At 74.7% G+C, this 25,543-nt stretch carries 25 protein-coding genes; 21 read left to right on the top strand and 4 right to left on the bottom strand.

Annotated features, from left to right (window positions below; translation table 11 throughout):
* Positions 1-18: 18 nt before the first annotated feature.
* From CCE02nite_RS18025 to CCE02nite_RS18015, 3 genes are all read left to right on the top strand, one after another.
* Positions 19-993, top strand: a complete 975-nt coding sequence (locus CCE02nite_RS18025) for a LacI family DNA-binding transcriptional regulator (protein WP_141390989.1) — start codon at positions 19-21, stop codon at positions 991-993.
* A gap of 184 nt (positions 994-1,177) precedes the next feature.
* Positions 1,178-2,215, top strand: a complete 1,038-nt coding sequence (gene glsA / locus CCE02nite_RS18020) for a glutaminase A (RefSeq protein WP_141390988.1) — start codon at positions 1,178-1,180, stop codon at positions 2,213-2,215.
* A complete protein-coding gene (locus CCE02nite_RS18015; RefSeq protein ID WP_255318950.1) occupies positions 2,212-3,852 on the top strand; it encodes an MFS transporter in 1,641 nt (546 codons plus the stop codon). The genes glsA and CCE02nite_RS18015 overlap by 4 nt, the downstream gene beginning before the upstream one ends.
* A gap of 8 nt (positions 3,853-3,860) precedes the next feature.
* Here CCE02nite_RS18015 and CCE02nite_RS18010 read toward each other — a convergent pair whose 3' ends face one another.
* Complete coding sequence (locus CCE02nite_RS18010; RefSeq protein ID WP_141390987.1) at positions 3,861-5,036, bottom strand: YihY/virulence factor BrkB family protein; 1,176 nt, start codon at positions 5,034-5,036, stop codon at positions 3,861-3,863.
* A 162-nt stretch (positions 5,037-5,198) separates the two neighbouring features.
* Between CCE02nite_RS18010 and CCE02nite_RS21110 the strand changes: the two genes are divergently transcribed.
* The 6 genes from CCE02nite_RS21110 to CCE02nite_RS17980 all read left to right on the top strand — a co-directional run bounded on the left by CCE02nite_RS21110 (position 5,199) and on the right by CCE02nite_RS17980 (position 10,073).
* Positions 5,199-6,449: an OmpA family protein gene (locus CCE02nite_RS21110; protein ID WP_141390986.1), complete on the top strand. Its 1,251-nt coding sequence runs from the start codon at positions 5,199-5,201 to the stop codon at positions 6,447-6,449.
* A gap of 24 nt (positions 6,450-6,473) precedes the next feature.
* Complete coding sequence (locus CCE02nite_RS18000) at positions 6,474-7,079, top strand: DUF3060 domain-containing protein (RefSeq protein WP_141390985.1); 606 nt, start codon at positions 6,474-6,476, stop codon at positions 7,077-7,079.
* Between the two features lie 41 nt (positions 7,080-7,120).
* Positions 7,121-7,396 carry a DUF4190 domain-containing protein gene (locus CCE02nite_RS17995; protein WP_141390984.1) on the top strand — a complete coding sequence of 92 codons (276 nt, stop codon included), beginning with the start codon at positions 7,121-7,123 and terminating at the stop codon, positions 7,394-7,396.
* Entirely contained in the window at positions 7,393-8,127 is a 735-nt protein-coding gene (locus CCE02nite_RS17990) for a response regulator transcription factor (RefSeq protein WP_141390983.1), read from the top strand. Before CCE02nite_RS17995 ends, CCE02nite_RS17990 begins: the two co-directional genes overlap by 4 nt.
* A complete protein-coding gene (locus CCE02nite_RS17985) occupies positions 8,124-9,086 on the top strand; it encodes a sensor histidine kinase (RefSeq protein ID WP_255318949.1) in 963 nt (320 codons plus the stop codon). Before CCE02nite_RS17990 ends, CCE02nite_RS17985 begins: the two co-directional genes overlap by 4 nt.
* Positions 9,087-9,707: 621 nt before the next feature.
* A complete protein-coding gene (locus tag CCE02nite_RS17980) occupies positions 9,708-10,073 on the top strand; it encodes a hypothetical protein (protein ID WP_141390982.1) in 366 nt (121 codons plus the stop codon).
* A 143-nt stretch (positions 10,074-10,216) separates the two neighbouring features.
* On the opposite strand, the gene CCE02nite_RS17975 is transcribed toward CCE02nite_RS17980, so the two are convergent.
* Complete coding sequence (locus CCE02nite_RS17975) at positions 10,217-11,713, bottom strand: ATP-binding cassette domain-containing protein (protein ID WP_141390981.1); 1,497 nt, start codon at positions 11,711-11,713, stop codon at positions 10,217-10,219.
* Between the two features lie 191 nt (positions 11,714-11,904).
* On the opposite strand from CCE02nite_RS17975, the gene CCE02nite_RS17970 reads away from it, so the two are divergent.
* On the top strand, positions 11,905-12,333 hold the full coding sequence (locus tag CCE02nite_RS17970) for a hypothetical protein (RefSeq protein ID WP_141390980.1): 429 nt from the start codon (positions 11,905-11,907) through the stop codon (positions 12,331-12,333).
* A 528-nt stretch (positions 12,334-12,861) separates the two neighbouring features.
* Here the strand turns inward: CCE02nite_RS17970 and CCE02nite_RS17965 are convergent.
* Positions 12,862-13,545, bottom strand: coding sequence for an AI-2E family transporter (locus tag CCE02nite_RS17965; protein WP_170227374.1), 684 nt, complete (start codon positions 13,543-13,545; stop codon positions 12,862-12,864).
* 201 nt (positions 13,546-13,746) lie between these two features.
* On the opposite strand from CCE02nite_RS17965, the gene CCE02nite_RS17960 reads away from it, so the two are divergent.
* The 8 genes from CCE02nite_RS17960 to CCE02nite_RS17925 all read left to right on the top strand — a co-directional run bounded on the left by CCE02nite_RS17960 (position 13,747) and on the right by CCE02nite_RS17925 (position 22,433).
* Entirely contained in the window at positions 13,747-14,121 is a 375-nt protein-coding gene (locus CCE02nite_RS17960; RefSeq protein ID WP_141390978.1) for a carboxymuconolactone decarboxylase family protein, read from the top strand.
* Positions 14,122-14,171: 50 nt separating this feature from the next.
* Positions 14,172-16,406 carry a LuxR family transcriptional regulator gene (locus CCE02nite_RS17955; protein ID WP_141390977.1) on the top strand — a complete coding sequence of 745 codons (2,235 nt, stop codon included), beginning with the start codon at positions 14,172-14,174 and terminating at the stop codon, positions 16,404-16,406.
* A gap of 199 nt (positions 16,407-16,605) precedes the next feature.
* The gene (locus tag CCE02nite_RS17950; protein ID WP_141390976.1) at positions 16,606-18,972 is read left to right on the top strand and encodes a sulfatase family protein; all 2,367 of its coding nucleotides are present in this window, start codon (positions 16,606-16,608) and stop codon (positions 18,970-18,972) included.
* 123 nt (positions 18,973-19,095) lie between these two features.
* A complete protein-coding gene (locus CCE02nite_RS17945) occupies positions 19,096-19,572 on the top strand; it encodes a DUF6325 family protein (RefSeq protein ID WP_141390975.1) in 477 nt (158 codons plus the stop codon).
* A gap of 26 nt (positions 19,573-19,598) precedes the next feature.
* A complete protein-coding gene (locus tag CCE02nite_RS17940; protein WP_141390974.1) occupies positions 19,599-19,916 on the top strand; it encodes an SHOCT domain-containing protein in 318 nt (105 codons plus the stop codon).
* Positions 19,917-19,960: 44 nt separating this feature from the next.
* Positions 19,961-20,338 (top strand): SHOCT domain-containing protein, encoded by a 378-nt coding sequence (locus CCE02nite_RS17935; protein ID WP_141390973.1) that lies wholly within the window; start codon positions 19,961-19,963, stop codon positions 20,336-20,338.
* A 65-nt stretch (positions 20,339-20,403) separates the two neighbouring features.
* Positions 20,404-21,774: a glutamate decarboxylase gene (gene gad, locus CCE02nite_RS17930; RefSeq protein ID WP_141390972.1), complete on the top strand. Its 1,371-nt coding sequence runs from the start codon at positions 20,404-20,406 to the stop codon at positions 21,772-21,774.
* Between the two features lie 5 nt (positions 21,775-21,779).
* Complete coding sequence (locus CCE02nite_RS17925; protein ID WP_141390971.1) at positions 21,780-22,433, top strand: YrhK family protein; 654 nt, start codon at positions 21,780-21,782, stop codon at positions 22,431-22,433.
* Between the two features lie 71 nt (positions 22,434-22,504).
* On the opposite strand, the gene CCE02nite_RS17920 is transcribed toward CCE02nite_RS17925, so the two are convergent.
* Positions 22,505-23,179, bottom strand: a complete 675-nt coding sequence (locus tag CCE02nite_RS17920; RefSeq protein WP_141390970.1) for a peptidase — start codon at positions 23,177-23,179, stop codon at positions 22,505-22,507.
* A gap of 261 nt (positions 23,180-23,440) precedes the next feature.
* Here CCE02nite_RS17920 and CCE02nite_RS20805 point away from each other — a divergent pair, with 261 nt between their 5' ends.
* From CCE02nite_RS20805 to CCE02nite_RS17910, 3 genes are read left to right on the top strand one after another with little or no spacing between them, the layout of a single operon-like run.
* On the top strand, positions 23,441-23,764 hold the full coding sequence (locus CCE02nite_RS20805; protein ID WP_218027153.1) for a dihydrodipicolinate synthase family protein: 324 nt from the start codon (positions 23,441-23,443) through the stop codon (positions 23,762-23,764).
* Positions 23,757-24,815: an ROK family protein gene (locus CCE02nite_RS17915; RefSeq protein WP_218027152.1), complete on the top strand. Its 1,059-nt coding sequence runs from the start codon at positions 23,757-23,759 to the stop codon at positions 24,813-24,815. The genes CCE02nite_RS20805 and CCE02nite_RS17915 overlap by 8 nt, the downstream gene beginning before the upstream one ends.
* Positions 24,812-25,528, top strand: a complete 717-nt coding sequence (locus CCE02nite_RS17910) for an N-acetylmannosamine-6-phosphate 2-epimerase (protein ID WP_141390968.1) — start codon at positions 24,812-24,814, stop codon at positions 25,526-25,528. The genes CCE02nite_RS17915 and CCE02nite_RS17910 overlap by 4 nt, the downstream gene beginning before the upstream one ends.
* Positions 25,529-25,543: the final 15 nt, after the last annotated feature.

Genomic DNA, 25,543 nt, shown 5'->3' with positions numbered 1-25,543 from the left:
CTCGTCCAGGAGATCGCCATGCCGCCCACCACGCTCGACGACGTCGCCGCGGCGGCCCGCGTCTCGCGGTCCACGGCCTCGCGCGTCGTGCGGGGCACGGGTCCCGTGTCCGACGCGGCGCGCCGCGCCGTCCTCGCCGCCGTCGAGGAGCTCGGGTACGTGCCGCACCCCGGTGCGCGGTCGCTCGCGAGCGGGCGCGGCGAGCGGATCGTGGTCGCGGTGGGGTCGCCGTCGGCCGACCTGCTGGGCGACCCCTACGTCGCGCGCGTGGTCGCGGCGGCCAGCCGCGCGGCCGACACCCAGGGCGTCGGCGTGGCGCTGCGCTGGCTCGGGCGCGACCCGCGCGACGAGCTGGCCCGGCTCGCGCGCGACCCGGGCGTGGGCGGCGTGCTCCTCGTCGACTACTCGGCCGAGGTGCTCGCGAGCGTGCCGCGCACGCTGCTCTCGCGCGTGGCGGCGATCGGTCCCGCCGACGGCCGCGTGCCCTCCTACGACGTCGACGCCGCGGCCGGGATCGCCGCCCTCGTCGAGCACGTGCTCGCCGACGGGCGGCGGGACGTCGTCATGCTCACCGGGCCGGGCTGGCTCCCCGGCGCGCGACGGGCCGTCGAGGCGTACGACGCGGTCGTGCGCGCCGCCGGAGTCCCGCACCGCGTCGTGGCCGCCGACCTCACGGCCCTCGCGGGCGCGGAGGCGGCCCGCGAGGCGCGCCGGCGCTGGCCCGGCGTGGACGCGCTCGTCGCGATGAGCGACACGCTCGCCGTCGGGGCGATGCGCGCGCTCGCGGAGGACGGCGTCCGCGTGCCGGACGACGTCGCCGTCACCGGGTTCGACGACCAGCCCTTCGCGGAGCAGGCCGGACCGGGCCTGACGACCGCGACCCACCCCGTGGAGCGGATCGCGGCCGCCGCGACGGCCGCTCTGCTGGACCGCCGTCGGCGTGACGACGAACGCACGTTCCCGTCCGTCGTCGTCCGCCGCACGAGCGCCTGAGGCGCGGGCGGGCCTGCGCGACCGGCCGCCACCCGCTCGCCGGGCCGTGGCCCCGGGGACGGTCGGACCCGCGCCTGCTCCACGCGGACACGGTCCGCCCGCGTCCGCCTCGCGCTGCGCCCCGCGGTGGGACGTGGCAGCATCGCGCGTGGTCGTCTCGGACGATCCGGACGGAGGGGACGGGATGGGACTCGGCGTCGACGGGGTCGAGCAGGAGGTCGCGACCGGGGCGCTCCCGGGCTGGGACCGTGTCGAGGAGCACGTCCGCGCGGCGCACGAGCGCCACCGCGGGAACGACGACGGCGCGGTCGCCGACTACATCCCCGTCCTCGCGGAGGCCGACCGGTCGCTGTTCGGCGTGTGCGTCGCCGAGGCGGGCGGAGCGGTCCACGCCGTGGGCGACGCCGACGTCGAGTTCTCCGTCCAGTCGATCTCCAAGGCTTTCGTCTACGCGCTCGTGTGCGAGGCCTACGGGCACGAGGGCGTGCTCCAACGGGTCGGGGTGGACAACACGGGCCTCGCCTTCAACTCCGTGATGGCGGTCGAGCTGCACGACGGCCACCCGCGCAACCCCATGGTCAACGCCGGGGCGCTCGCGACGACCGCGCTCGTGCCCGGCTCGTCCTCCGCCGAGCAGTGGGAGAACGTGCGCACCGGGCTCTCCCGGTTCGCCGGTCGGTCGCTCGAGCTCGACGGAGTCGTGTACCGGTCGGAGTCGGCGACGAACATGCGCAACAAGGCCATCGCCCGACTCCTGGAGAGCTACGGGCGGATCGAGCTGGACCCGCTCGAGGTCGTCGACGTCTACACCAAGCAGTGCGCGCTGCGCGTGAGCGCGCGTGACGTCGCCGTCATGGGGGCGACCCTCGCGGACGGCGGGGTCAACCCGGTCACGGGCGAGCGCGTGGTCTCGGCGCAGGTGTGCCGCGACACGCTCGCCGTGCTCGCCTCGACCGGGATGTACGAACGATCGGGGGAGTGGCTGTTCGAGATCGGCCTTCCTGCCAAGTCCGGCGTGGCCGGAGGGATCGTCGCCGTCGCCCCCGGGAAAGGGGCGATCGGCACGTACTCCCCGCTCCTCGACCCGGCCGGGAACAGCGTGCGCGGGCAGCGTGCGACCGCGTACCTCTCGCGGACCCTCGGCCTCAACCTGTTCGCGTCGTCCGCGCAGGTCCCCGTGTCGCCCACCCGCCCGACCGCGAGAAGGGACCCGGCCTCGTGAGCACCCGAGACGTCGTCGACAGCAGCACCGCACCCGCGACGGAGGACCGCCGGTCGTGGGTGCCGATGGTCGGCCTGTTCCTCGCGCAGGTCCTCATGTCGTTCAACGTCGCCGCCCTGCCGGTGTCGCTGGGCGGCATGGTCGAGGACTTCGGCGTCCCGCCGACCGTCGCGAGCACGACGATCGTCGTCTACGGCCTCGCGGTCGCCGCGCTCGTCATGACCGGGGCGAAGCTCGGGCAGCGGATCGGGTGGGTCGCGATCTTCCGCGTCGTCGTCGCGACGTTCGCCGGGTCGGCGCTGCTCATGATCCTCTCGCCGACCGTGGGGTGGGCGATCACGGGCCAGGCCGTGGCCGGCGCGTCGGCCGCGATCATCGTGCCCGCGCTCGTCGCGCTCATCGCGGAGAACTACCGCGGGGCCCAGCAGGCGACCGCGATCGGCTCGCTCGGCTCGGCGCGAGCGGTGTCCGGCATGAGCGCGTTCTTCATCGGCGGCGCGCTCGGGACGCTCATCGGCTGGCGGCCCACGTTCGCGATCGTCCTGGCGCTCGCCGTCGCCGTCTTCGTCCTCAGCTTCCGGCTGCGCTCCGACGACGGCGACCCCGGCATCCGGATCGACCTCGTGGCCGCGGTCCTCATCGGCGCGGCCGTCGTCGCGCTCACCCTCGGCTTCAACAACCTCAACGCCTGGGGGCTGTTCTTCGCCTCGCCGGGGGCGCCGTTCGACCTGGTCGGGGTCTCGCCCGCGCCCCTGCTCGTGCTGCTCGGCGTCGTGCTCGGGCAGACGTTCTTCTGGTGGACGCGGCGCCGGACCGCCGCCGGCAAGGTGCCGCTCGTCGACCTGTCCGTCCTCGCGCGCCCGAGCGAGCGGGCGGCGGTGTACGCGATGTTCGTCGTGGTCGCTCTCGAGGCCGCGCTGAACTTCACCGTCCCGCTGTACATCCAGATCGTGCAGGGCCGCACCCCGTTCGACACGGCGCTCGCGATGATGCCGTTCAACCTCACGGTGTTCGTCACCGCGACGCTCGTCGTGCGCTTCTACCGGCGCTACCCGCCGCGCACGATCGGCGTCTTCGGCTTCACGCTGACCACCGTCGCCCTGGTCTGGCTGTCGCTCGTCGTCACGAACAACTGGGAGACGCTGCCCACGATCCTCGGCCTCGTCGTCTTCGGGATCGGTCAGGGCGCCCTGGTGACGCTCGTGTTCAACGTGCTCGTCACCGCAGCGCCCAAGACCCTCGCGGGCGACGTCGGCTCGATCCGCGGCACGACGCAGAACCTCGCCTCGGCGGTCGGCACCGCGCTCGCGGGGGCGCTGCTGGTGACGATCCTGTCGTTCAGCGTCGGGCGCGCCGTCGTCGAGCACCCCCAGCTGCCGCCGTCGCTCGTCGCCCAGGTCGACCTGGACACGGTCAACTTCGTGAGCAACGACGACCTGCGCACGGTCCTCGCGGGCACCGACGCCACGCCCGCCCAGGTGGACGCCGCCGTCGCGCTCAACGAGGAGGCGCGCCTGGGCACGCTGCGGATCGGACTGCTCATCCTGGCCGGGGTCAGCGCGACGGCGATCCTCCCCGCGAGCCGGCTGCCGCGCTACCGGCCCGACGAGATCCCGGACCCCGCCCCGACCCGGTAGGCCGCGCGCTACGCGCCGCCCCGCCCCGTGCCCCCGTCGGCCCCGCCGTCGGAGGGCCGCGCGGACCCGCGACCGGTGTCGTGATCGGTGCTGTGGTCGCCGCCGTCGGCGCCCGACGTACGCCCGCCGCTCTCGCGCAGGGCGCGCGCCTGCTCGACGGCCTCCTCGCGCTTGGCCGCCTTCTTGTCGCTCGCGCGCGTGTCGCGCGGCGGGAGCTGGAGCCGCTCCTCGGCCGGCATGCCGCCCTGGAGCTCCCGGCTGCGCTCGACCTCGGCGTCGAGCTCCGCCCCGAGCAGGAGCGCGAGGTTGGTGAGCCAGAGCCACAGCAGGAAGATGATGACGCCGCCGAGCGCACCGTACGTCGCCCCGTAGCTGCTGAGGCCGCTGCCCAGGTAGAGCCCGAACCCGGCGGAGGCCACCACCCACACCAGGATCGCGAGGATCGCGCCCGGGCTGATCCAGCGGAACCTCGGCTGCTTGACGTTGGGCGTGAGGTGGTAGAGCAGCGCCACGAGGATCACCACGAGCAGGAGCGCGACCGGCCACTTCGCGACCTGCCACACGGCGATCGCGGTGTCGCCGAGGCCCACGAGCTCGCCCACCTGGCGCGCGATCGGGCCGGAGAGCACGAGGCTCGCGACGACCAGACCCGCGAGGATCACGGTGATGACGGTGACGCCGAGCATCACGGGGCGCAGCTTCCAGATGGGGCGACCCTCCTCGACCTCGTAGATGCGGTTCATCGACCGGGCGAACGCGCCGACGTACCCGGACGCGGACCACAGCGCCAGCACGACACCGATGACGAGCGCGAACCCGGCCTTGTCGGTGTTCGCGGCCTGCTCGACGAGCGGCTTGATCATGTCCAGCGTCGTGGACGGGACGACGCCCTCGACGCTCGTCAGCACCGAGTCGACGGCCTTCTCCCCGTCGCCCACGAGGCCCAGGAGCGAGACCAGTGCCAGGAGCGCGGGAGCGGAGGCGAGCACCGCGTAGTACGTGAGCGCGGCGGCGAGGTCGGTGCACTGGTCGTCCATGAACTCGCGCACCGCGCTCTTGAGCGCGAACCCCCACGACGGTCCGTGCAGGTCGGTGGGGGAGCCCGGCTTGCGCGCCGAGTCGGGCGCCGGACGCGTGTCGGGCGTGGGGTCCCCGTCGGGTGCGGGGTGGGCGCTGGCGGTCATGCGGCCTCCTTGGTCGGACCGCTTCCAGGCTCCGCGGACCGCGGGCCGCTCGCAACCAGCGCGCCACCGGTCGTGGCGTGTCGCAGCACGTGTCGCAGCACTGCGACAGGACCGCGACAGCCCTGCGGCCACACCGCGACGCACGCTCCCTAGGTTGGCCGCATGCCGACGACACCTCGACGTCCCTCCCGTCCGACCACCGTCCCGTCCGCCTCTGCCTGGGCCGCGCTGCCGCTGCTCGCGCTCCTCGCGGCCTGTGGGCAGGGCGGCGACGCGGGACAGACCACCACCGTCCCGTCCGCCGCCCCGACCGCCGCGGCGGACGCCGAGCAGGAGTCCACGTCCGAGCCGGCCGAGGAGACCGCCGCGGCGGTGCCCACGGTCCCGGGCTACGCACCGGGCGACGTCCCCCCGGTGCCGCTGTTCCAGCTCCCCGACCTGTCCCTCCTCGACGAGTCGGCCGACGCGTTCACGGTCGACGTCGCCCGCGACGTCGAACCCGTCGCCGGCGTCACCGTGACGCCCGCGCACTGCGGCGAGGACGGCGCGGTGGTCGCGTCCGACGGCGCCGTGCTCGCCTACGGCGGCGGCGGCGTGGCGAGCGTGGACGGGTCGTCGAGCGTCACGAACGACGGCGACGGGTCCGGCACGTACGTGGACGGGTCGACGAGCATCACGAACGACGGCGACGGGTCCGGCACGTACGTGGACGGCACGACGAGCATCACGAACGACGGCGACGGCTCGGGCACGTTCGTCTCCGGCGACCTGTCGATCACGGTCGAGGCCGACGGCTCAGGCACGTACGTGGACGGGACGCGGAGCATCACGATCGAGGCCGACGGCTCGGGCACGTACGTGGACGACACGGCGAGCATCACCAACGAGGGCGACGGCTCGGGCACCTATGTCGACGAGACCGTGAACATCGTGAACGACGGCCAGGGCACCGCGCTGGTCAACGGCGTCGACGTGCCCGCGGACCCGTTGCCGCCGGTCCCTCGTCTCGGCGCGTTCCCCCCGGTGGAGGCGCTGGCGCCCGTGGAGTCGTGCGGGACCACGATCAGCCTCGACAGCGGCGTCCTGTTCGACTTCGACCGTGCCGAGGTCCGCCCTGACGCGTCCGCCGTCCTCGACGGCCTCGCACGCATCCTCACCGACGCAGCGGTACCGACGGCCGAGATCTCCGGCCACACCGACTCCGTCGCCTCCGACGACTACAACCAGGACCTCTCCGAGCGCAGGGCGGCCGCCGTGGTCGCTGCGCTGGCCGACCGCGCCGTGCCGACCGGGCTCGAGGCCGTGGGGTACGGCGAGTCCCGACCGGTCGCGCCGAACGAGGTCGACGGGCAGGACAACCCGGCCGGACGGCAGCTCAACCGCCGTGTCGAGGTCTTCGTCCCCGCCTTCTGACCCCCGCTCTGAGAGGCTTCCACCGTGATCACACGAGCTCGTCACCGTGCCGCCGCACTCGTCCTGTCCGGGGGCGTCGCGCTCGGCATCGCCGGGTGCAGCGCCGAGATCGTCGACGACGCAGCCTCCTCGCCGGGGACGGGTGCCGCGGAGAAGGCGGCCCCGGGCGCCGAGGGCACGCCGTCGGCGCCCCGACCGGCGGACCCGGCCGGCGCGACGGACGACGACTCCCGGGACGACGGGGCGGACGACGTGGCGGACGACGCCGCGGACGATCCCGAGACCGGACCGGCGGCCGGGGGAACGGCCGTGCTCGACCGCGCCGAGATCGAGGCCGCCGCGACCACGCACCTCCCCTGCGGCGGTGGCGAGCTCGAGCTCGCCACCGCCGGCGAGGTCGTCGTCGTCACGGACGACTGCGGCGTCCTGCGGGTCACCGCGGCCTCCGTCGTGGTCGCCGCGCAGGACGTCGACGACCTCGTCGTCGAGGCGGCCGCGACGCAGGTGCTGGTCCACGAGGCCGGCACGCTCACGCTGGTCGGTGCCGACAACCTCGTCGCCTACGAGGCAGGGAGCCCTGCCGTCTCGCAAGAGGGCGCACGGAACCAGATCGGCCCCACCCGCTCCTGACCACCGGTCCGCAGCCGAGCCCGTACGACGAGGAGACCCGCATGCACCAGCCGGCGTACCCGAACCACCCCCCGTCCGGCGCCGTGCCGGCCCGTACCAACGGCCTGGCCGTCGCGTCCTTCGTCCTCGGTCTGTGCGGGCTCGCGATCCTCCCGGTCGTCCTGGGCCACGTCGCCCTGCGCCAGATCCGCACCCGTGGCGACGGGGGCACCGGCTTCGCCGTCGCGGGTCTCGTGCTCGGGTACCTCGTGCTCGTCGCGTCCGTGCTCCTCGTGGCGGTCGTCGTCGGGCTCGGCGTCTGGGGGGTCACCCGGTGACGGGAGCCGACCGCGAGCCGGCCGGCGTGCTCCTCGTCGACGACGAGGAGGCGATCCTCGTGGGCCTCGCGCCGTTCCTCGAGCGGTCGGGCTTCCGGGTCCGTACCGCGTCGGACGGGGAGGAGGCCCTGGCCGCGGTCGCGGCGGACCGCCCGGACATCGTCGTGTGCGACGTCATGATGCCGCGCCTGGACGGACGCGCCGTCGTGCGCAGGCTGCGTGCCGCGGACGACTGGACGCCCGTCGTCCTGCTCACCCAGGTGGGTGAGTCGAACGAGCGCAGCGCGGCCCTCGAGGAGGGAGCCGACGACTACCTCAACAAGCCCTTCGACCCGCAGGAGCTCGTCGCCCGTGTGCGCGCGGTGCTGCGGCGCGCGGTCCCCGGGCAGGCCCCGCTCTCGGCGGCGGAACGCCTCGTGGCGGGCACCCTGGTCCTCGACCGCACCGCGCGCCGCACCTGGCTCGACGGGCGGGAGGTCTACCTCACGCCCAAGGCGTCGCTCCTGCTCGACTACCTCATGTCCCACCCGGGGGAGCTCCACACGCGTGAGCGGTTGCTCTCCGCGCTGTGGGGCTACGACCTGCCCGTGAGCAGCCGCGCCGTCGACCACCGTGTCGCCGAGGTGCGCCGGGTCCTGGCCGACGACGCCGCGGCACCGACGTACGTGGAGACCGTCCAGTCGCTCGGGTACCGCTTCTGCGCGCCCGTCTCGCGCGGGACGGCGCCGTGACCGGGCCGACGACGCGCGGGATCGTCCTGGCCGTCGTGGCGCCTGTGGTGCTGGGCGTGCTCGGCGCCGGGGCGCTCCTCGCCTCCGGGCGCTCGCTCCGGCTCGTCGTCGGCATCCCGCTGCCGCTCCTCGCGGCCGTGGTCGGTGTCCTCGTGGGAGGGGTCGTGCTGACGGCGTGGCTCACGTCGCGCGCCGTCGCGCGGGCCCGGGCAGCGGGGTACGACGCCGGTCGCGCGGTGGAGCGGGCCGCGCACCGCCGGTTCGTGGCCCGGCTCGACCACGAGCTGAAGAACCCGGTCACCGCGGTCCGCGCGGCCGTCGCCGGGCTCGCGTACGAGGACGCCTCGACGCGGGGCTCGACGGGGTCCGTGGCGGTCGACAGGACCGCGCTGGTCGCGACCGCCGACGCGCAGTCGGCGCGCCTCGCGACGCTCGTCGCGGACCTGCGCAAGCTCGCCGAGCTCGAGACCGGACCCATCGAGGACGAGGAGGTCGACATGGCCGACGTCGTCCGCGAGGCGGTCGCGGACATCGAGGCGCAGACGACGTCGCGCGGGGTCGGGGCGGTCGTCCGTGTCGTCCTGCCCGAGGTGCCGTGGCCGCTCCCGCACGTGCGCGGCGATCTGGACCTGCTGTATCTCGCGGTGCACAACCTGCTGTCCAACGCCGTGAAGTTCTCACCGGCGGGCGCGTTGATCGAGGTGCGCGGGGCGGACGAGGACGGGACGGTCGTCGTCGAGGTCGCGGACTCCGGGATGGGGATCCCGCCTGACGAGGTCGACTCGGTGTTCGACGAGCTGGCACGCGGCTCGCAGGCCCGGGGGCTGCCCGGGTCCGGCCTCGGCCTCGCGCTCGTGCGCGTCGTCGCGGAGCGGCACGGCGGGTCGGCGACGTTGCGGTCGCGGCCGGGTCAGGGCACCAGCGTGCGGCTGAGGATCCCGGCGGCGGCCAGGGCCTGACGTCGCGGCCTGCGGACGCGCACGCGCCGCGTCGAGCGCCCGACGGTGCTCCGCGGACGGATCCGCGACCGCGCGTCATGCCCCTGCCGTCGCGGTGTCCTGACTTCGTGGAAGGTGGCTGCTCGGCCACGCGCAGGACGGGAGGAGCGTGTCGTCGATGGGGAGTCCGCGGCGCTTCGCAGGTGATCGAGGCCGTGGCGAGGGCGGCTGGTCGCCGGCGCCCGGCTCGAACGTGTCCAGGTCGCGTCGTCACGCCGCGCGGTCTCTCGTCCCGCGGGAACGGTGAGGGGAGACATGGGAAAGCGCCGCGCCTGGCCGCGCCGGCCGCGGGCCGCGGCGCCCGGACGCCAGGGATCGTCGAGCGCGTCGCCGGCCGTCGCAGACTTCCCGTGGGAGCACGGGAGCGACGCGGGCGATCCCGGTGACGCGTCGGACGAGGGGTACCGCTACGTGCCCGAGGTGTTCGCGTTCACCCCCGTCACGATGCGTCAGCACCCGCACGAGGGCCCTGGCCGGCGAACACCCGAACAACCTGGCCGCGCCGACGCGAACGTCGCCGGCGCTGCACCTCGACCGGAGCCGAACCGGCCGTCCGGTCACGACACTCACGAAGGGCACGACATGACGTTGGACAACACGATCACCCAGCTCTTGGCCATCGAGGGCGCCAGCGGCGCCGCGATCGTCGACGGGGCCTCGGGCATGGCGCTCGCGCAGGGCGGGCACCCCGGGTTCGACCTCTCGGTCGCGGCGGCGGGGAACTCGAACGTGGTGCGCGCGAAGATCAAGACGATGACCGACCTGGGGCTCGACAGCCGCATCGAGGACATCCTCATCACGCTGGACGGCCAGTACCACCTGATCAACGTGCTGTCCGGCCGCGGTGCCGACGGTCTGTTCGTCTACCTCGTCCTCGACCGTACGAGCGGCAACCTCGCCCTCGCACGCCACAAGCTCGCGAACATCGCGAAGGACATCGCGGTGTAGCGAGGCACCGTTCCGCACCGCGCTCAGGCGTCCCGTACCCCGGAGCCGGGGATCGTGGACGACCTGAGCGCGGTGCGTCGTGTTCGTCCGCCGTCGGCGCGGCGGTGGAGGTCGCCCCGCCCGCTCCGTCCGTGCCAGGCGGGCTACGGGGTGGCAGGTGCGAGCGGCGAGCTCCCGTGCCGGCCAGGTCGTGCGCCGTCGCCTCCCAGGTCGGGTGCGGCGAGACGCATGATGGCGTCCTCGTCGGCATCGGCGGTGCGGAGTGCCGCGACGACCTGACCGGAACGCAGGACGAGGACGCGGTGCGTGATCGCGAGGAGCTCACCGAGGTCGTGCGAGTGGAGGACGATCCCGCAGCCGCGGTCGAGGGCCTCACGCAGGGCACGGTGCACGACCTCCCGCCCGCCGACGTCCACCCCGCGCGTGGGGTGGGACAGGACCAGGACGTCGGCTTCCTCCCTCCGCGTCGCGGCGGCGACCGAGAGACGCTGGCGGTCCCCTCCGGACAGCGACGACGCCGGCCCGGTGACGTCCGAGGTCGACAGCCGCAGCCGGTGCACCGCACCTCCCGCCTCGCGCCGGTGGGCGAGCTCGGACCGGCCCGGCCGAGGCGGGACGACGACGTCGATGATGCGTTCGTCGTCGGTCGCCTGCGAGGGATCCCCCACGGGACAGATACCCGGGTCGCCGGCAAGTGCGGTGACGTGCCGGTCACGGACCTGCACGCCGTCGAAGGTCGCGGGGACGTGCCCCGAGAGAGCGGAGACCAGCTCCTCGGCGCCCGACCCGCGGAGCCCGACGACTCCCAGGACCTCACCCTCCGCGACGGAGAACGTCGCGTCGCGCAGCCGGTCTCCGACGCTCAGGCGCTCGACGACGAGCGCGGGACGAGGGGGCTCCGCGAGCTCGGGACGAGGGTCGGGCCGCGGCACGGACCTGCCGAGCATCGCGAGCACCAGGTCGTCGACCGTGGTCTCCTGCGCGCCGACGGAGGCGACGACCCGACCGCCGCGCACGACCGCGATCGTGTCGCACAGCGCGCGCACCTCGTCGAGACGGTGGGCGACGTACATCACGGAGCACCCTCGCCCCCGCAACGCGCGGACGGCCGCGTGCAGCCGAGCGACGTCGGCGTCGTCGAGCGTCGCTGCCACCTCGTCGAAGATGGCGAGCTGCGCCTCCTCGGCCATCGTGCGCAGCACCTCGACCATCGCCTGCTGCGCGCCGTCGAGGTCGTCGACCAGGGCCTCGAGGGGCACGTCGATCCCCGTCTGGGCGGCGAGCCGGCGAGCGAGCCCGAGGATCGCGTCGTCACGCTCGGCGAGGAACGTGTTGCGGTAGACGGCCTGCGGGACCGTGAGCCCGCGCGGTAGGGCGAAGTTCTGCTCGATCACGCTCACACCCGCAGCCCGGGCTGCGTCCGCCGAGTCCGGGCGGTACGGCTCGCCGCTCAGGTGCAGCTGCCCGGAGTCGGGGCGCAGCCGTCCGCCGAGGATGCCGATGAGGGTCGACTTCCCCACTCCGTTGGCGCCGACGAGCCCGAGGATCGACCCGCGAGGCAGGCTGAGGTCCAGCCCGTCCAGCACCGTGCGTTGACCGTGGAGCTTGCGCAGTGCGGAGACGCGGAGAAGTTCTGCCATCGTCGACTCTCGTGAGTAGGTGGTAGATCGCTGGCTGACCGGCGTGACGACGGTCCCGTCCGTCCGGACACCGGCTCCGCCGGGGGATGACGGCTGCGGTGGGCCCGGTCCGTCTGCGCGTCGTGCGTGGACCGGGGTGAGCTCTCGTCGCGAGGCGTCATGATCCGTCGAGGCCGCGTGTCCTGTCGGGTATGAGCACGCTCCACCCTGGCCACCCGCTGCAGCTCGTCACGCGGCGCTCCGGTCGCCCTCTGCGGGACGCGACGACCGGATACGTGGCCCGGGCGAGCCGCTGCCATGGCGGCGATCCCTCGCCGTTCGCGCGCGGTGTGATGAGCGTGGTCCGGCAGATGTCCCTCGCGCTGGCGTGCAGCGCCACGCCGCGCGAGCTCCGCGACGCGCTCCTGTGGGTGTTCGTGCAGGGACTCGCGGAGTCGGAGGGCCGCAGCGGACTGCGGTGGGCGGGAGTGAGCGCGGTCGTCGGTGACCTCGAGCTCGCCCTGCTCGGATGGGGAGAGGAGCACGTCGTCGACCGGTGGGCCGCCCAGGTGTTCCTGACGGCAGCGGAGTCGCACTCGGAGTGCGTGCTCGTCGAGGCCTTCGTCCCGTGCGACCGGTGACCGTGCCCCGCGAGCAGCGTGGTGGAAGCACGGTGGATGGTGCGTGCGAGCCGCCCGGCTCGGGGAGGTGGGGACCGGGCGGCCCGCACGCGGCTCGGAGAAGGGCTCCGAGCCGGCCACGCGTCCGGTGGGGGCGAGACGCGTGGCCGGTCCGTGTGCGGGTGCCGGTGGGGTGAAGCCGCAAGCCACGGGCCTGCAGGGGCCGGCCCGCACACCCGTCAGGACCCGAGGCGCGGGCTGCGATGACGGAGCCGTCGGCGAGGCGTTCTCGCCGTCCGGGCAGGGCGCCCCCGCCTCGCCTTCGCGCGCCGATCGAGCACGTCCCCGCTACCGTCACGACCACGAGGTCTGCCCACCCGGGCGTCACGACCGGTCGTGTGCCAGGAGGCTGAGATGAGCGAGGCCGTGCTCGAGAAGAGGTCCGGGCTCCAGCGGGTGCTGGACGCCGTCGAGCGAGCAGGGAACAAGGTCCCGAGACCGTCTGCCACGAGACGGCGCGGTACGCCTGCGGGACGGACACGACCCCGGTCAGCACCATCGCCGTCGCACCGAGCAGGCCCGCCACCGCGGGCGGCACCAGGCCCGAGGCGAGCGGCGCGACCGTCGCGCCGAGGACGACGAGCGCGCGGGGAGCTGCGCGACCGACCAGGACCACATGCCCTCCCCGCCGATGAGGAAGCACACCGCGCAGAACACCCCGAGCGCGACGACCATGAGCGTCACCAGCAGCGTCCCCAGCCGGGTCGCGGCTGCGCCGGCGAGCGTCGTGCCGTGGGCGCGCAGCCAGTCGACGACGCCGGCGCTCCACCGGTCGAGATCCGCGTCCGTGACCGTGACCGGCAGCCCGCCCGACCGTGCGGCGTCGAGGAGCTCACCGACGCCGTCGCCCACCCGTGCGACGACGTCGGGCCACTGCTGCGCCACGCCCGTCACGGCGAGCCCGACCACCGCGACCACGACCGCCACCCCCGTGAGCAGCGCGAGCACCGCCGCGACCGCGGGGTGGGAGAACCGGCGGTAGCGCAGCGTCACGGGTCGTAGCACGGCGGTGAGGACGAGGCCCAGGAACAGCGCCACGACGACGAGGCGGAGCTGGGAGAGCACCCACAGCACGACGCCCAGCACCGCGGCGGCGAACAGCAGCCGCCAGGACCAGGCGCCGACGCGGCGGAGCCAGAGCGGGGCGAGCGCCGTGGCGTCGAGGTCGGTCACGCGCCGATGCTCCCACGCGGCGCGCAGGGTCGAGGCCCGACCCGCGGGGCGTCCGGCCGGGCACCGGCCTGCAGCACCGGGCCGAGCCCGTCATGCGTTCTGCGTGACGACCGCACGCCGTGGCGTCGGCATGCTGGCAGGAGGGGCGAGGCGACCGCGTCGGCCCCGTCGACCCGGTGTCGGAAGGGGTGGGTGGTCGTCGTGGACCACGCGGAGGTGCTCCGGCGGCTCACGGTCAACGACGAGCGCGTCCGCGACGGCCAGGGGCTCGAGGACGCGCCGCTCTCGAGCCGGGACCGGGCGCTGGTCCGGATCGCGGCCGCCGTCGCGGTCGGGGCGTCCGTCCCGACGTACGGCGCGGAGATCGACGGTGCCGTCGAGGCCGGGGTCGACCCCGCCGAGGTGGTGGGCGTGCTCGCGGCGGTCGTGCCGGTCGTCGGCCTGCCCACCGTCGTGGCGGCGGCCCCGCGGGTCGCGCTGGCCCTGGGCCTCGAGCCCGTGGAGGGCTGGGAGGACGACCCCGACGGCGGGCTGGACGACGTCTCGCCGGGCGCGCCCTCCGCGTCCCGTGGGTGATTTCCCTCGCTCCTGTTGAGGGGTCCGGGGGGCGCTCCTAGGCTGCTTGCGTGTCCGACGGGAGCCGTCAGGCGGTCACCGCGCGACCGGATCTCAGCACGGCGCTGCTGGCGGGCAAGGTCGAGCCACCGGCGCCACGCCGCGGTGCGGTGTCCCGGCGCGGGCTCGTGGACCGCGCACGGGGCGACGGCGCCCGCGTCGTCGTGGTGACGGCCCCTCCGGGCTACGGCAAGACGACGATGCTCGCCGAGTGGGCGAGCCTCGAGGACCGCGCGGTCGCGTGGGCCAGCCTCGACCGCCTCGACGACGACCCCGGGGCCCTGCTCACGCTCCTGGCGCTGGCCTGCGCGCGGGTCTCGCCCGAGGTCGCCGCGGTGTCTGCCGAGATGCGCGGCACGGGCGCGGCGATGCTCGGGAGGTCCGCCCCGCTGCTCGCGGCGGCGCTGACGCGGACCGCGACGCCGTTCGTGCTGTTCGTCGACGACCTGCACGAGGCGGGCTCGGTGGCGTGCCGGGACGCGCTCGAGATCGTGCTCGACGGCGTCCCGCCGGGGTCGCAGGTCGTCGTCGCGAGCCGTCGCACGCCCGGGCACGGGGCGCGACGGCGCGTGGAGGGCGATCTCGTCGAGATCGGTCCCGACGACCTGCGGGTCGACGTCGACGGCGCGCGCGAGATCTTCCGCGCGGCGGGGGCCGTGCCGGACGCCGGGATCGACGCCGTGGTGGAGCGGTGCGAGGGCTGGCCCACGGGCGTGTTCCTCTGCGCGCTGCTCGTGCGCGACGGGGAGGACCCCGCGTCGCTCACCGGGACCGACCGGTTCGTCGCCGACTACCTCTACCGCGAGTGCATGACCACGCTGCCCGCGCAGACGCAGCACTTCCTGCGCGCCACGGCCGTGCTCGACCAGCTCTCGGCGCCGACGTGCGACGCCGTGCTCGGCACGACGGACGCCGCGGCGCGCCTGCGCGAGCTCGAGGACGCGAGCCTGTTCCTCGTCCCGCTCGACCACCACCGCGGCTGGTTCCGCTACCACCCGCTCTTCCGCGAGTTCCTGCTCGCGGAGCTCGGGCGCGTGGAGCCCGACGCCGTCGCGCCGCTCCACCGGCGCGCCGCCGCGTGGCACGTCGAGGAGGGGATCGAGGCGCGAGCCGTCGAGCACCTCCTCGCGGCGGGCGACGTCGAGGAGGCGGCCGTCCTCGTCGGGCGCCTCGCGCTGTCGACCTACCAGGACGGCGGGGTCGCCGTCGTGACGCGCTGGCTCGGCACGCTGGGTGACGCCGTCGTCGAGGCGTTCCCCGAGCTGACGGTCGTCGCCGCGTGGCGTGCGCTGCTGCTCGGCGAGTCCGCGACGGCCGAGCGGTGGGCCGCCGTCCTGGAGGGCTTCGACGCGGACCTCCTCCCCGACGAGGACCGCGTCGCGCTCGAGTCCGCGCGGTGCCAGGTGCGGGCCGCCATGTGCGTCGACGGCCCGGAGGCGTCGCTCGCGTGCGCGCGCTACGCCGTCGAGCACGAGCCGGCCTGGAGCCCGTGGCGGGACCAGGCGCTCCATCTGCTGGGCTCGGCCCTCCTGCTCGTGGGCGACCAGGAGGCGGCGCGAGACGCGTTCACGGAGGCCGTGGTCTGCGGCACGGAGGCGGGGAACCCGGACTCGGTGCTCCTCAGCGAGGCCGAGCTGGGGATCCTCGCGCTCGACGAGGGGCGGTGGGACGACGCCGAGCGGCACGCGCGCACCGCCGTCCGTACGGTCGACGACCACCACATGGAGGGCTACTCCACCACGGCGATCGCTCTGGCCGTGCGGGCCCGCGTCGCCGCGCACCGGGGCGAACGCACCGCGGCCGAGCGGTTCGTCGCGCGCGGGATGCGCGCCCGGGTGCCGTGCACGTACGTCATGCCGTACCTCGCGCTGCGCGTCCGGCTCCAGCTCGGGTACGCGTGCCTCGCCCTCGGCGACCGCACGACGGCGTCGCACCTCGCCGCCGAGGCCGCCGAGCTGCTGCGCCGCCGCCCGTGCGTCGGGCTCCTGGCGGGCGAGGTCGCGGCCTTCCGGGACCGGCTCGAGACCGTCGCCGCGACGCGCGGCGCCCCGCCGCTCACCCCGGCCGAGCTGCGCCTGCTTCCCTACCTGCAGACGCACCTCACCATGGCGGAGATCGGGCGCCGGCTCTTCGTCTCCCGCAACACGGTGAGCACCCAGGTCGGCGCGATCTACCGCAAGCTCGGCGCGACGACCCGCGGCGCCGCCGTCGAGCGCGCCGTGACCCTGGGCCTCCTCGGGAGCTGAGCGGCGCCGCCGCCGCGGGGGCCACGGTGCCCGTCGTTCGCGCGATCTGCGTGATGCCCTCCCGGTCGCGACGGACCTACGGTCGACGAGTCGTCGGTCCGCCGGGCGCTCCCCACCTGCACGACGGTCCGGCGACCTGCGCCGGGCCGGGGTCGCGCCCGCGCCGTCCGTGAGGTCGTGGCCAGACAGGAGAGACACGATGAGTGACGAGCCCCGCCGGACGGTCGTCGGACCGCCGCTGCCCGCCGAGCGGTCCCTGCCGTTCCCGCCCCGCCGGTCCGGGAGCGTCGCCGGGCGGACGATCCAGGAGTCCACGTACTCCCCCCGTCCACCGGAGCGGCACCTGCCCCCGGACGCGCCGAACGTCGTCGTGATCCTCATCGACGACGCCGGCCCCGCGCTCCCGACGACGCTCGGCGGCGCCGTGCGGACGCCGACGCTCGACCGGGTCCGCGCGGGCGGCATCGGGTACAACCGCTTCCACACGACCGCGATGTGCTCCCCGACGCGCGCGTCGCTGCTCACCGGGCGCAACCACCACCGGGTCGGCAACGGGCAGATCGCGGAGCTCGCGAACGACTGGGACGGGTACTCGGGGCACATCCCCAAGAGCAGCGCGACGATCGCGGAGGTGCTGCGCCAGTACGGGTACGCGACCGGTGCGTGGGGCAAGTGGCACAACACGCCGGCGGAGGAGACGACGGCGTCCGGGCCGTTCGACCGCTGGCCCACCGGGTACGGGTTCGAGTACTTCTACGGGTTCCTCGCGGGCGAGGCGTCGCAGTACGAGCCGCACCTGGTGCGCAACACCACCCCGACGCTCCCGCCGAAGACCCCGGAAGAGGGGTACCACCTCAGCGAGGACATCGCCGACGACGCGATGCGCTGGCTGCGCGACCACAAGGCGAACGCGCCGGACAAGCCGTTCTTCGTCTACTGGGCCACCGGCGCCCTGCACGGACCGCACCACATCATGAAGGAGTGGGCGGACAGGTACGCCGGGGCGTTCGACGACGGCTGGGACGCCTACCGCGAGCGGGCGCTCGCGGGCGCGAAGGCCGCGGGCTGGGTGCCGGAGGATGCCGAGCTCACGCCCCGGCCCGAGAGCCTCGCCGGGTGGGACGAGATCCCCGACGACCAGAAGGCGTTCCAGGCGCGGCTCATGGAGGTCGCCGCGGGGTTCGGCGAGCACGCCGACGTGCAGGCCGGGCGCCTGCTCGACGAGGTCGAGCGGCTCGGCTTCGCCGACAACACGATCGTCGTCTACATCTGGGGTGACAACGGCTCGTCGGGCGAGGGGCAGAACGGGACGATCAGCGAGCTGCTCGCGCAGAACGGCATCCCGTCGACGGTCGAGCAGCACCTCGCGGCCCTGGAGGAGCTCGGCGGGCTCGACGCCCTCGGCACCCCCGCGACGGACAACCAGTACCACGCCGCGTGGGCGTGGGCCGGCTCGTCGCCGTACCAGGGCATGAAGCTCCTCGCGTCCCACCTCGGCGGCACGCGGAACCCGATGTTCGTCAGCTGGCCCGGGCGCATCGAGCCCGACCGCGTGCCGCGCACGCAGTTCCACCACGTCGTCGACCTCGTGCCGACGATCTACGAGATCATCGGCATCTCCCACCCCGAGACCGTGAACGGCATCCCGCAGGACCCGATCGACGGGACGAGCTTCGCCTACTCGATCGACGACGCCGGGGCCGAGGGCCGCCGTCGGACGCAGTACTTCGAGATCATGGGCAGCCGCTCCATCTACTCCGACGGCTGGATGGCCTCGGCGACCGGCCCACGGCTCCCGTGGGTGCAGGGGATGCCGCCGGGGATCCAGGCCTGGACCCCTGACCACGACCCGTGGGAGCTGTACCACCTCGACGAGGACTGGAGCCAGGCGCACGACCTCGCCGCCGAGCACCCCGAGAAGCTCGCCGAGCTCAGGGAGCTGTTCGCGATCGAGGCGGCCCGCAACGACGTCCTGCCCGTGGGTGGTGGTCTCTGGGTGGTCGCCATGCACCCCGAGGACCGGATCAGCCCGCCGTACACGGCGTGGGACCTCTCGGGCGACACGGTGCGCGTCCCGGAGTTCTGCGCCCCGGCGCTCGGCAACCGCCCCAACCGGGTCGAGATCCGGCTCTCCGTGCCCGACGCCGCGGACGGCGTGCTCTACAAGCTCGGCGGAGCGGGCGGCGGGCTGACCTGCTTCCTGCTCGACGGCGTCCTCACGTACGAGTACAACCTGTTCCTCATCCAGCGGACCGTGGTGCGGTCGGCCGCGCCGCTCGCGGCCGGCGACCACACGGTGGAGGTCGTGACGACGTACGTCGAGCCCCGGCCCGGCGGCCCGCTCGAGGTGGTCCTGCGGGTCGACGGCGACGACGTCGGCTCGGGCACGGTCCCCGTGAGCGCGCCGCTGCTCTTCTCCGCGAACGACTGCCTCGACGTCGGGCGCGCGTACGGCGGCGCCGTGTCGCGCGCGTACGCGGACCGCATGCCGTTCGCGCTCGACGGTCGCATCGACGCCGTGCACGTGGAGTACCTCCTGCCCGCGACGGACGGCGCGGGCCGGTAGCGGGCCGAACGGGCCGCCGGTCGTGAGATCACTCGTTCTGGGTGAGGACTCGGCCGGTGGCCAGGACGAGCCTGAGGGCAGGCCCGCGCGCGTGGCGCGGGCGGACGCGGAGAGGACGCGACGATGACGCAAGAACTCAACGACGGGGTCGAGGGCGCGCTCGGCGACCTCGCGGAGAGCGGGCCGATCGACTTCCTGGTGATCGAGCTCCCCACCGACCGTGCGACGGGCGACGCCGCGTTCCCGCACCTCGTCGACCTCGTGGACCGCGGGATCATCCGCGTGCTCGACCTCGTGGTCGTCCGCCGGGAGGAGGACGGCAGCGTCGTCGGCCTCGGGCTCGAGGAGCTCGACGACGGGTCGACCGAGCTCGCGGTGTTCGAGGGGTCGCGGTCGGGCCTGCTCGGCGACGACGACCTCGACGAGGCCGCGAGCGCCGTCGAGCCCGGCATGACGGCGGTCGTGCTGGTCTACGAGAACGTGTGGGCGGCGCCCTTCGCGACCGCCCTGCGCCGCAACGGCGCCCAGCTCGTCGCGAGCGGGCGCATCCCGGTCCAGGCGCTCATCGCGTCGCTGGACGCCACCGAGCCGGACGCCTGAGCCGGCGCTCGCAGAAGGAGACCCCCGTGCCAGGACTGCTCCGCGGTGTCGCGCGCACCGCCGTCGTCGCCGGGACCGCCACCGCGGTCTCGAACCGTGTCTCCCGCCGCCAGGCGGGCCGTTGGGCCGCGCAGGAGGCCCCGCAGGAGCCGGCCCCGCAGTACGCGCCGCCGCCCCAGCAGTACGCCCCTCCGCAGCCCGCGTACGCGCCGCCCCCGCCGGCGGCGCCGTCGGGCATGGACACCCGCATCGAACAGCTCACCCAGCTCGGCGCGCTCCGCGACCAGGGCGTGCTCAGCGCCGAGGAGTTCGAGGCGCAGAAGGCGCGCATCCTCGCCGACTGACCACGGCAGGCCCCCCACGACGAGACACGACGAAAGGCAGCGACATGGACACCTTCTGGGACTGGTTCTGGCTCATGGTGTGGTGGTTCTTCTTCGTCATGTACCTGGTGATCCTCTTCCAGATCATCGCGGACCTGTTCCGCGACCGGCACCTGAGCGGGTGGTGGAAGGCGGTGTGGCTGCTCGCGCTCGTCGTCGCCCCGTTCCTCTCGGCGCTGGTCTACCTCGTCGCGCGCGGCAAGGGCATGGGCGAGCGGCACGCGCAGAGCGTCGCGAACGCCCAGGCGGCGACCGACTCGTACATCCGCAGCGTCTCCGGCACGTCGCCGAGCTCGCAGATCGCCGACGCGAAGGCGTTGCTCGACGCCGGGACGATCGACCAGCAGGAGTTCGCGGCGCTCAAGGCCAAGGCGCTCGCCTGACGAGACCGGCGCGGCGCGACGTCCCACACCCGAGCCGGGTCCCCGGCGTCTCGGAAGGAACCAGCATGACCGACGAGCAGCACGTCCTGCGCCCGACCTACACGCGAGCCGGCGTGCGGGCGGTCGCGCCACGCTTCACCATGCCGGACGCGGAGATGGAGCCGACGTCCGCCTACCAGGTCGTCCACGACGAGGTGATGCTCGACGGCAACTCGCGCCTCAACCTCGCGACGTTCGTGGCGACGTGGATGGGCGACGAGGCGGACCGCCTCTACGCCGAGGTCTACGACAAGAACATGGTCGACAAGGACGAGTACCCGCGCACCGCGGCGGTCGAGGAGAACTGCTGGCGCATCCTCGCGTCGTTGTGGAACGTGCCGGACGTGCAGGACTGCATCGGCACGTCGACCATCGGGTCGTCCGAGGCGTGCATGCTCGGGGGTCTCGCGCTGAAGCGGCGGTGGCAGCTCGCGCGCCGGGCGGCGGGCAGGCCGGCGGACCGGCCGAACCTCGTCATGAGCTCGGCCGTGCAGGTGTGCTGGGAGAAGTTCTGCAACTACTTCGAGGTCGAGGCCCGGTACGTGCCCATCTCGGAGGAGCACCCGTGCCTGGACGGCAGCGACCTCGAGAAGCACGTCGACGAGAACACGATCGGCGTCGTCGCGATCATGGGCGTGACGTACACGGGCATGTACGAGCCCGTGAAGGAGATCGCGGCGGCGCTCGACGCGCTCCAGGAGCGCACCGGCCTCGACGTCCCGATCCACGTCGACGGCGCGTCCGGCGCCATGATCGCGCCGTTCCTCCAGCCGGAGATCGAGTGGGACTTCCGGCTGGAGCGCGTGCACTCGATCAGCACGTCGGGTCACAAGTACGGCCTCGTGTACCCCGGGGTCGGGTGGGTCGTGTGGCGCACGCTCGACGCCCTGCCCGAGGAGCTGGTCTTCCGCGTGAGCTACCTCGGCGGTGACATGCCGACGCTCGCCCTCAACTTCTCGCGCCCGGGCGCCCAGGTGCTGCTCCAGTACTTCCAGTTCCTGCGGCTCGGTCGGGAGGGCTACACCGCGATCCAGCAGGAGTGCCAGGACGTCGCCAAGTACCTCGCGCACGGGATCGAGGCGCTCGGCGCGTTCGAGCTGTGGAACGACGGGTCGGACATCCCCGTGTTCGCGTGGCGGCTCACGCCGGGCCACACGGAGAACTGGGACCTCTACCACCTCTCGGACCGGCTGCGCATGAAGGGCTGGCTGGTCCCCGCGTACCCGATGCCCGACGACCTCGCGGACCTCACGGTGCAGCGGATCGTCGTGCGCAACGGCGTGAGCCGCGACCTCGCGGACGACCTCCTGGAGGACATCCGGGTCGAGACGGAGTGGCTCGACGGGCTCACGTCGCCCATGCCCGCCGAGGGCCGGCGCTCGGGCTTCCACCACTGACGGTCGTGGACCGGCGGGAGCGTCGCCTGCGGCGCGAGGCGTGGGGGTTCGCGGTCGGGTCGCTGTGCTTCCTCGTCGGGGCGCTCCCGCCCTACGCCGACGCCGTCGGCGCGGTCGCCACGAACGTCACGTTCGTCGTCGGCGCGGTGTTCTTCACCGCCGCCGCGTTCGTGCAGCTCGGCCTCAGCGGGCGGCGCCCGCCGCGCGCCGGGACGCACCCGGCCGACCGCTGGGACTGGTGGGCCGCGGCCGTCCAGCTCGTCGGGACGCTGTGCTTCAACGTCAGCACGACGGCTGCCCTCGTCGCCGCGGTGGACGACCCGACGGCGCTCGGCGCGGGCTGGAAGCCGGACGCCTACGGCTCCGTCGCGTTCCTCGTGTCGTCCGCGTTCGCCGTCGTCGCGACGCGCGACCGCGGGCACCTGTGGGACGTCGACGCGCGCACGTGGCACGGGACCTGGCTCAACCTGCTCGGCTCCGTCGCGTTCGGCGTCTCGGCGGTCGGGGCGTACGTCTCGCCCACCACCGGCACGTACGTGAGCGAGTGGTGGGACGACGCCGGCACGCTCGTCGGGGCGGTCTGCTTCCTCGTCGCGGCGCTGCTGTCGCGCCGGACCGTCGACGCTCCGGCGCGGGACGCTGCCCTCCCGGCCGGATGAGGCACCTCGAGGCGTCTCACCCCCGCGGGTCGGCGGCCGACGGGCGTCGAGGAGGGCGGCGTGGGGACGGATCAGCCCCGGCGCGCGCGGCGGGACAGGAGCACGACCGCGGTGCCCACGGCGGCAAGACCGGCGGCGAGTGCCGCGTACAGACCGACCGTCGCACCGGTCTCCGCCAGGCTCGGGTTCGGCGCGGACGCGCTGGCCTCGTGCGACACGGGGACGGCGCCGGCCGGGTCGTCCTCGCCGGGCGGGTTCGTCGCGCAGTCGGGCGACGACGGCGGGTAGACCGTGGTCACGAGGACGTGCGGGTTCACCTCGAAGCGCACGTCGACGGCCGGCCGCACCCAGTCGTACTCGTCTCCCTCGACCCACTCGCCGTCCTCGAGGCGCCACCCCGGCCAGTCGACGCCCTTCCCCTGCTCGTCGACGACGGCTCCCGGCCACAGCAGCCGACCGTGCAGCGGCAGCCCGGACCGTACGACGCTCTCGCCGTCGGGGTTGATCCAGGTGACCGTCACGGTGTCGTGGTCGGTGCCCTCGACCTCGATCGCGTAGTCGAGGTAGGCGGCGTCCTGCTCGCAGGCCGAGACGAGCGTCGTGAGGCGCATCGACGGCTGGGACGGCACGTACGTGTCGCCCTCGGCGGCGTGGGCTGCCGGGCCGGCGAGGAGCGCGGCGGAGGCGGCGAGGGCGGCGGCGGTGGCGGCCCGCACGAGGGTGCGGCGTCCGGTCGAGGTGCTCATGGTCGTTCCCGTCGGGTCGTGGTCGGTCGGGCACGACGGGTGGCCCCCTCAGGGCGCACCCGTGCCGCCGCCGGACAGGCGGTTCGGGGCAGCAGGGGCGCGGGCGTGTCGGACGCGTAAGGCGGCACCGCCGTGATCGCCGGTGCCCGCACTGGCAGGGGGCTGAGCGTGCGGGCACCGGCTGGCCCCCACGCTAGACAGTCAACTGGACGGGCGTCCAGTTCGGTGCCGGGTGAATGTTGCCGACGAGCCGGCCTGCTCGTGCGCCTCGGCGCCGACGGCGTGGTCCCGGGCCTCGCGAACGTCGACGCGGGCGGCGACGGGCGCCCGTGGGACCTCGCGCGGGCGGGCAGGTGGGACGATGCCCGGGTGGAGCAGGACCGGATCGCCGCACTCTTCGAGATCGTCTTCCAGGCGCACGGCCGCTCGGGCGACGCCGCAGGCGTCGGCGCGTTCAAGGTCGCCGCGCAGCGCCAGGGCCTCATCGACACCGCGACCAGGGCGTTCCCCGTCGCGGCGCTCGACGGCGACGTCGCCGCCCGCGTCGAGGAGATCACGCGCGCCGCGAGGCTCCTGCGTGCGTGACGTCGTCGTCGGGGTCGACCTCGGCGGGACCAAGACCGCGGCGGCGACCGTCGCGCCGGACGGCTCGCTGGGCGCCGTGCGCTCCGTGCCGACCCCGGCGGCGGCCGGCCCGGAGGCGGTGCTCGACGCCGTCGCCGGGCTCGTGCACGAGGTCGTGGACGCCGCCGGGTCGCCCGACGGGGGTCCCGCACGGCTGGGCGCGCTCGGCGTCGGCACGGCCGGGGTGGTGGACGTCGGCCGCGGCGTGATCGTCTCGGCCACCGACACCCTGCCCGGCTGGCCCGGGACCGACGTCGCGAGCGGGCTGCGCCGTCGGCTCGCCGACCTCGCCGTGCTCGCGCCCGAGGGACCGCCCGAGGACCGGACCGCGCTGCCCGTGTTCGTCGAGAACGACGTCGACGCGCACGCCGCCGGCGAGGTCTGGCTCGGTGCGGCAGCAGGAGCGCGCAGCGCGCTGCTCGTCGCGGTCGGCACCGGGGTGGGAGCCGCCGTCGTGCTCGACGGGCGTCCCCTGCGCGGGGCCCACCACGTCGCCGGGGAGCTGGGCCACATGCCGGTCCCCGGGGCAGAGCTGCTGCGCTGCCCGTGCGGCCGGACGGGCCATCTCGAGGCGATCGGTGCGGGACCGGCGATCCACCGCCGCTACGTCGCTCTCGGCGGCGACGCGGCGAGCCCGGACACGCGCGACGTCGTCGCGCGGGCGGGTGCGGGCGACGAGCTCGCGGCGGCGGTCGTTCGGGACGCGGCACAGGCGGTGGGCCGTGCGATCGCGGGGGTCGTGACCGTGCTCGACCCGGAGGTCGTCGTGGTCGGCGGCGGTCTGGCGGGCGCGGGCGACCTGTGGTGGTCGGCGCTGGAGGGCGCGCTGCGCGCGGAGGTCGTCGACGTGCTCGTCGACCTGCCGCTGCGCCGTGCGGCGCTCGGCAACGAGGCGGCGATCGTCGGTGCGGCGCGCGGAGCGTGGAGCCTCGTCGGCCCGCCCGGCGACGAGCACGGGGCGAGACCTGGCGGCCTGGGCGAGGAGACCCACCGAGAGAGGGCGACGGCATGACCGGACCGCAGGAGACGCGGACGACCTGGACGCGCGAGCGCGTGCTCGACGCGATGCGCGGTCGGCTCACCGTGTCGTGCCAGGCCTACCCGGGCGAGCCGCTGCGCGACCCGCGCACGACCGCCCAGATGGCGCGCGCCGTCGTCGCCGGGGGAGCGGCCGCGGTACGCGCGCAGGGCCTGGACGACGTCGCGGCGGTCGTCGCCGCGGTGGACGTGCCCGTCGTCGGGCTGTGGAAGGACGGCGAGGGCGGGGTCTTCATCACGCCGACGCTGCGGCACGCGCGCGCCGTCGCCGACGCGGGCGCGCACGTCGTCGCGCTCGACGGCACGCGCCGTCCCCGACCCGACGGGCTCACGCTCGCCGAGACCGTGGCGCGCCTGCGCGAGACGACGGACGCGCTCGTCATGGCGGACTGCGGGTCGCTCGCCGACGCGCTCGCCGCGCAGGACGCGGGCGTCGACCTGCTCGGCACGACGCTCGCCGGCTACACCGGCGAGCGGCCGAAGACGTCCGGACCGGACCTCGACCTCGTCGACGAGGTGGTCGCGGCGTGCGCGCTGCCCGTCGTCGTCGAGGGGCGCGTGCACACGCCCGCGCAGGCGGCCGAGGCGATGGCGCGCGGTGCGTTCAGCGTGTGCGTCGGCACGGCCATCACCCACCCCACGACCCTCACGTCCTGGTTCGTGGACGCGTTCCCGACGCACGGCTGAGTCGTCCGCACGACC

Origin of the sequence: Cellulosimicrobium cellulans, assembly GCF_006539945.1 — a bacterium.
Taxonomy (GTDB): Bacteria; Actinomycetota; Actinomycetes; order Actinomycetales; family Cellulomonadaceae; genus Cellulosimicrobium; species Cellulosimicrobium cellulans.
This window is presented reverse-complemented; position numbering and strand designations above follow the sequence as displayed.

What these genes read in the sequence shown, in the direction of transcription:
- CCE02nite_RS18025 (WP_141390989.1), top strand. Translation starts at nt 19, where the DNA reads ATGCCGCCCACCACGCTCGACGACGTCGCCGCGGCGGCCCGCGTCTCG.
- glsA (WP_141390988.1), top strand. Translation starts at nt 1,178, where the DNA reads ATGGGACTCGGCGTCGACGGGGTCGAGCAGGAGGTCGCGACCGGGGCG.
- CCE02nite_RS18010 (WP_141390987.1), bottom strand. Translation starts at nt 5,036, where the DNA reads ATGACCGCCAGCGCCCACCCCGCACCCGACGGGGACCCCACGCCCGAC.
- CCE02nite_RS21110 (WP_141390986.1), top strand. Translation starts at nt 5,199, where the DNA reads ATGCCGACGACACCTCGACGTCCCTCCCGTCCGACCACCGTCCCGTCC.
- CCE02nite_RS17995 (WP_141390984.1), top strand. Translation starts at nt 7,121, where the DNA reads ATGCACCAGCCGGCGTACCCGAACCACCCCCCGTCCGGCGCCGTGCCG.
- CCE02nite_RS17980 (WP_141390982.1), top strand. Translation starts at nt 9,708, where the DNA reads ATGACGTTGGACAACACGATCACCCAGCTCTTGGCCATCGAGGGCGCC.
- CCE02nite_RS17975 (WP_141390981.1), bottom strand. Translation starts at nt 11,713, where the DNA reads ATGGCAGAACTTCTCCGCGTCTCCGCACTGCGCAAGCTCCACGGTCAA.
- CCE02nite_RS17970 (WP_141390980.1), top strand. Translation starts at nt 11,905, where the DNA reads ATGAGCACGCTCCACCCTGGCCACCCGCTGCAGCTCGTCACGCGGCGC.
- CCE02nite_RS17950 (WP_141390976.1), top strand. Translation starts at nt 16,606, where the DNA reads ATGAGTGACGAGCCCCGCCGGACGGTCGTCGGACCGCCGCTGCCCGCC.
- CCE02nite_RS17945 (WP_141390975.1), top strand. Translation starts at nt 19,096, where the DNA reads ATGACGCAAGAACTCAACGACGGGGTCGAGGGCGCGCTCGGCGACCTC.
- CCE02nite_RS17935 (WP_141390973.1), top strand. Translation starts at nt 19,961, where the DNA reads ATGGACACCTTCTGGGACTGGTTCTGGCTCATGGTGTGGTGGTTCTTC.
- gad (WP_141390972.1), top strand. Translation starts at nt 20,404, where the DNA reads ATGACCGACGAGCAGCACGTCCTGCGCCCGACCTACACGCGAGCCGGC.
- CCE02nite_RS17920 (WP_141390970.1), bottom strand. Translation starts at nt 23,179, where the DNA reads ATGAGCACCTCGACCGGACGCCGCACCCTCGTGCGGGCCGCCACCGCC.
- CCE02nite_RS17910 (WP_141390968.1), top strand. Translation starts at nt 24,812, where the DNA reads ATGACCGGACCGCAGGAGACGCGGACGACCTGGACGCGCGAGCGCGTG.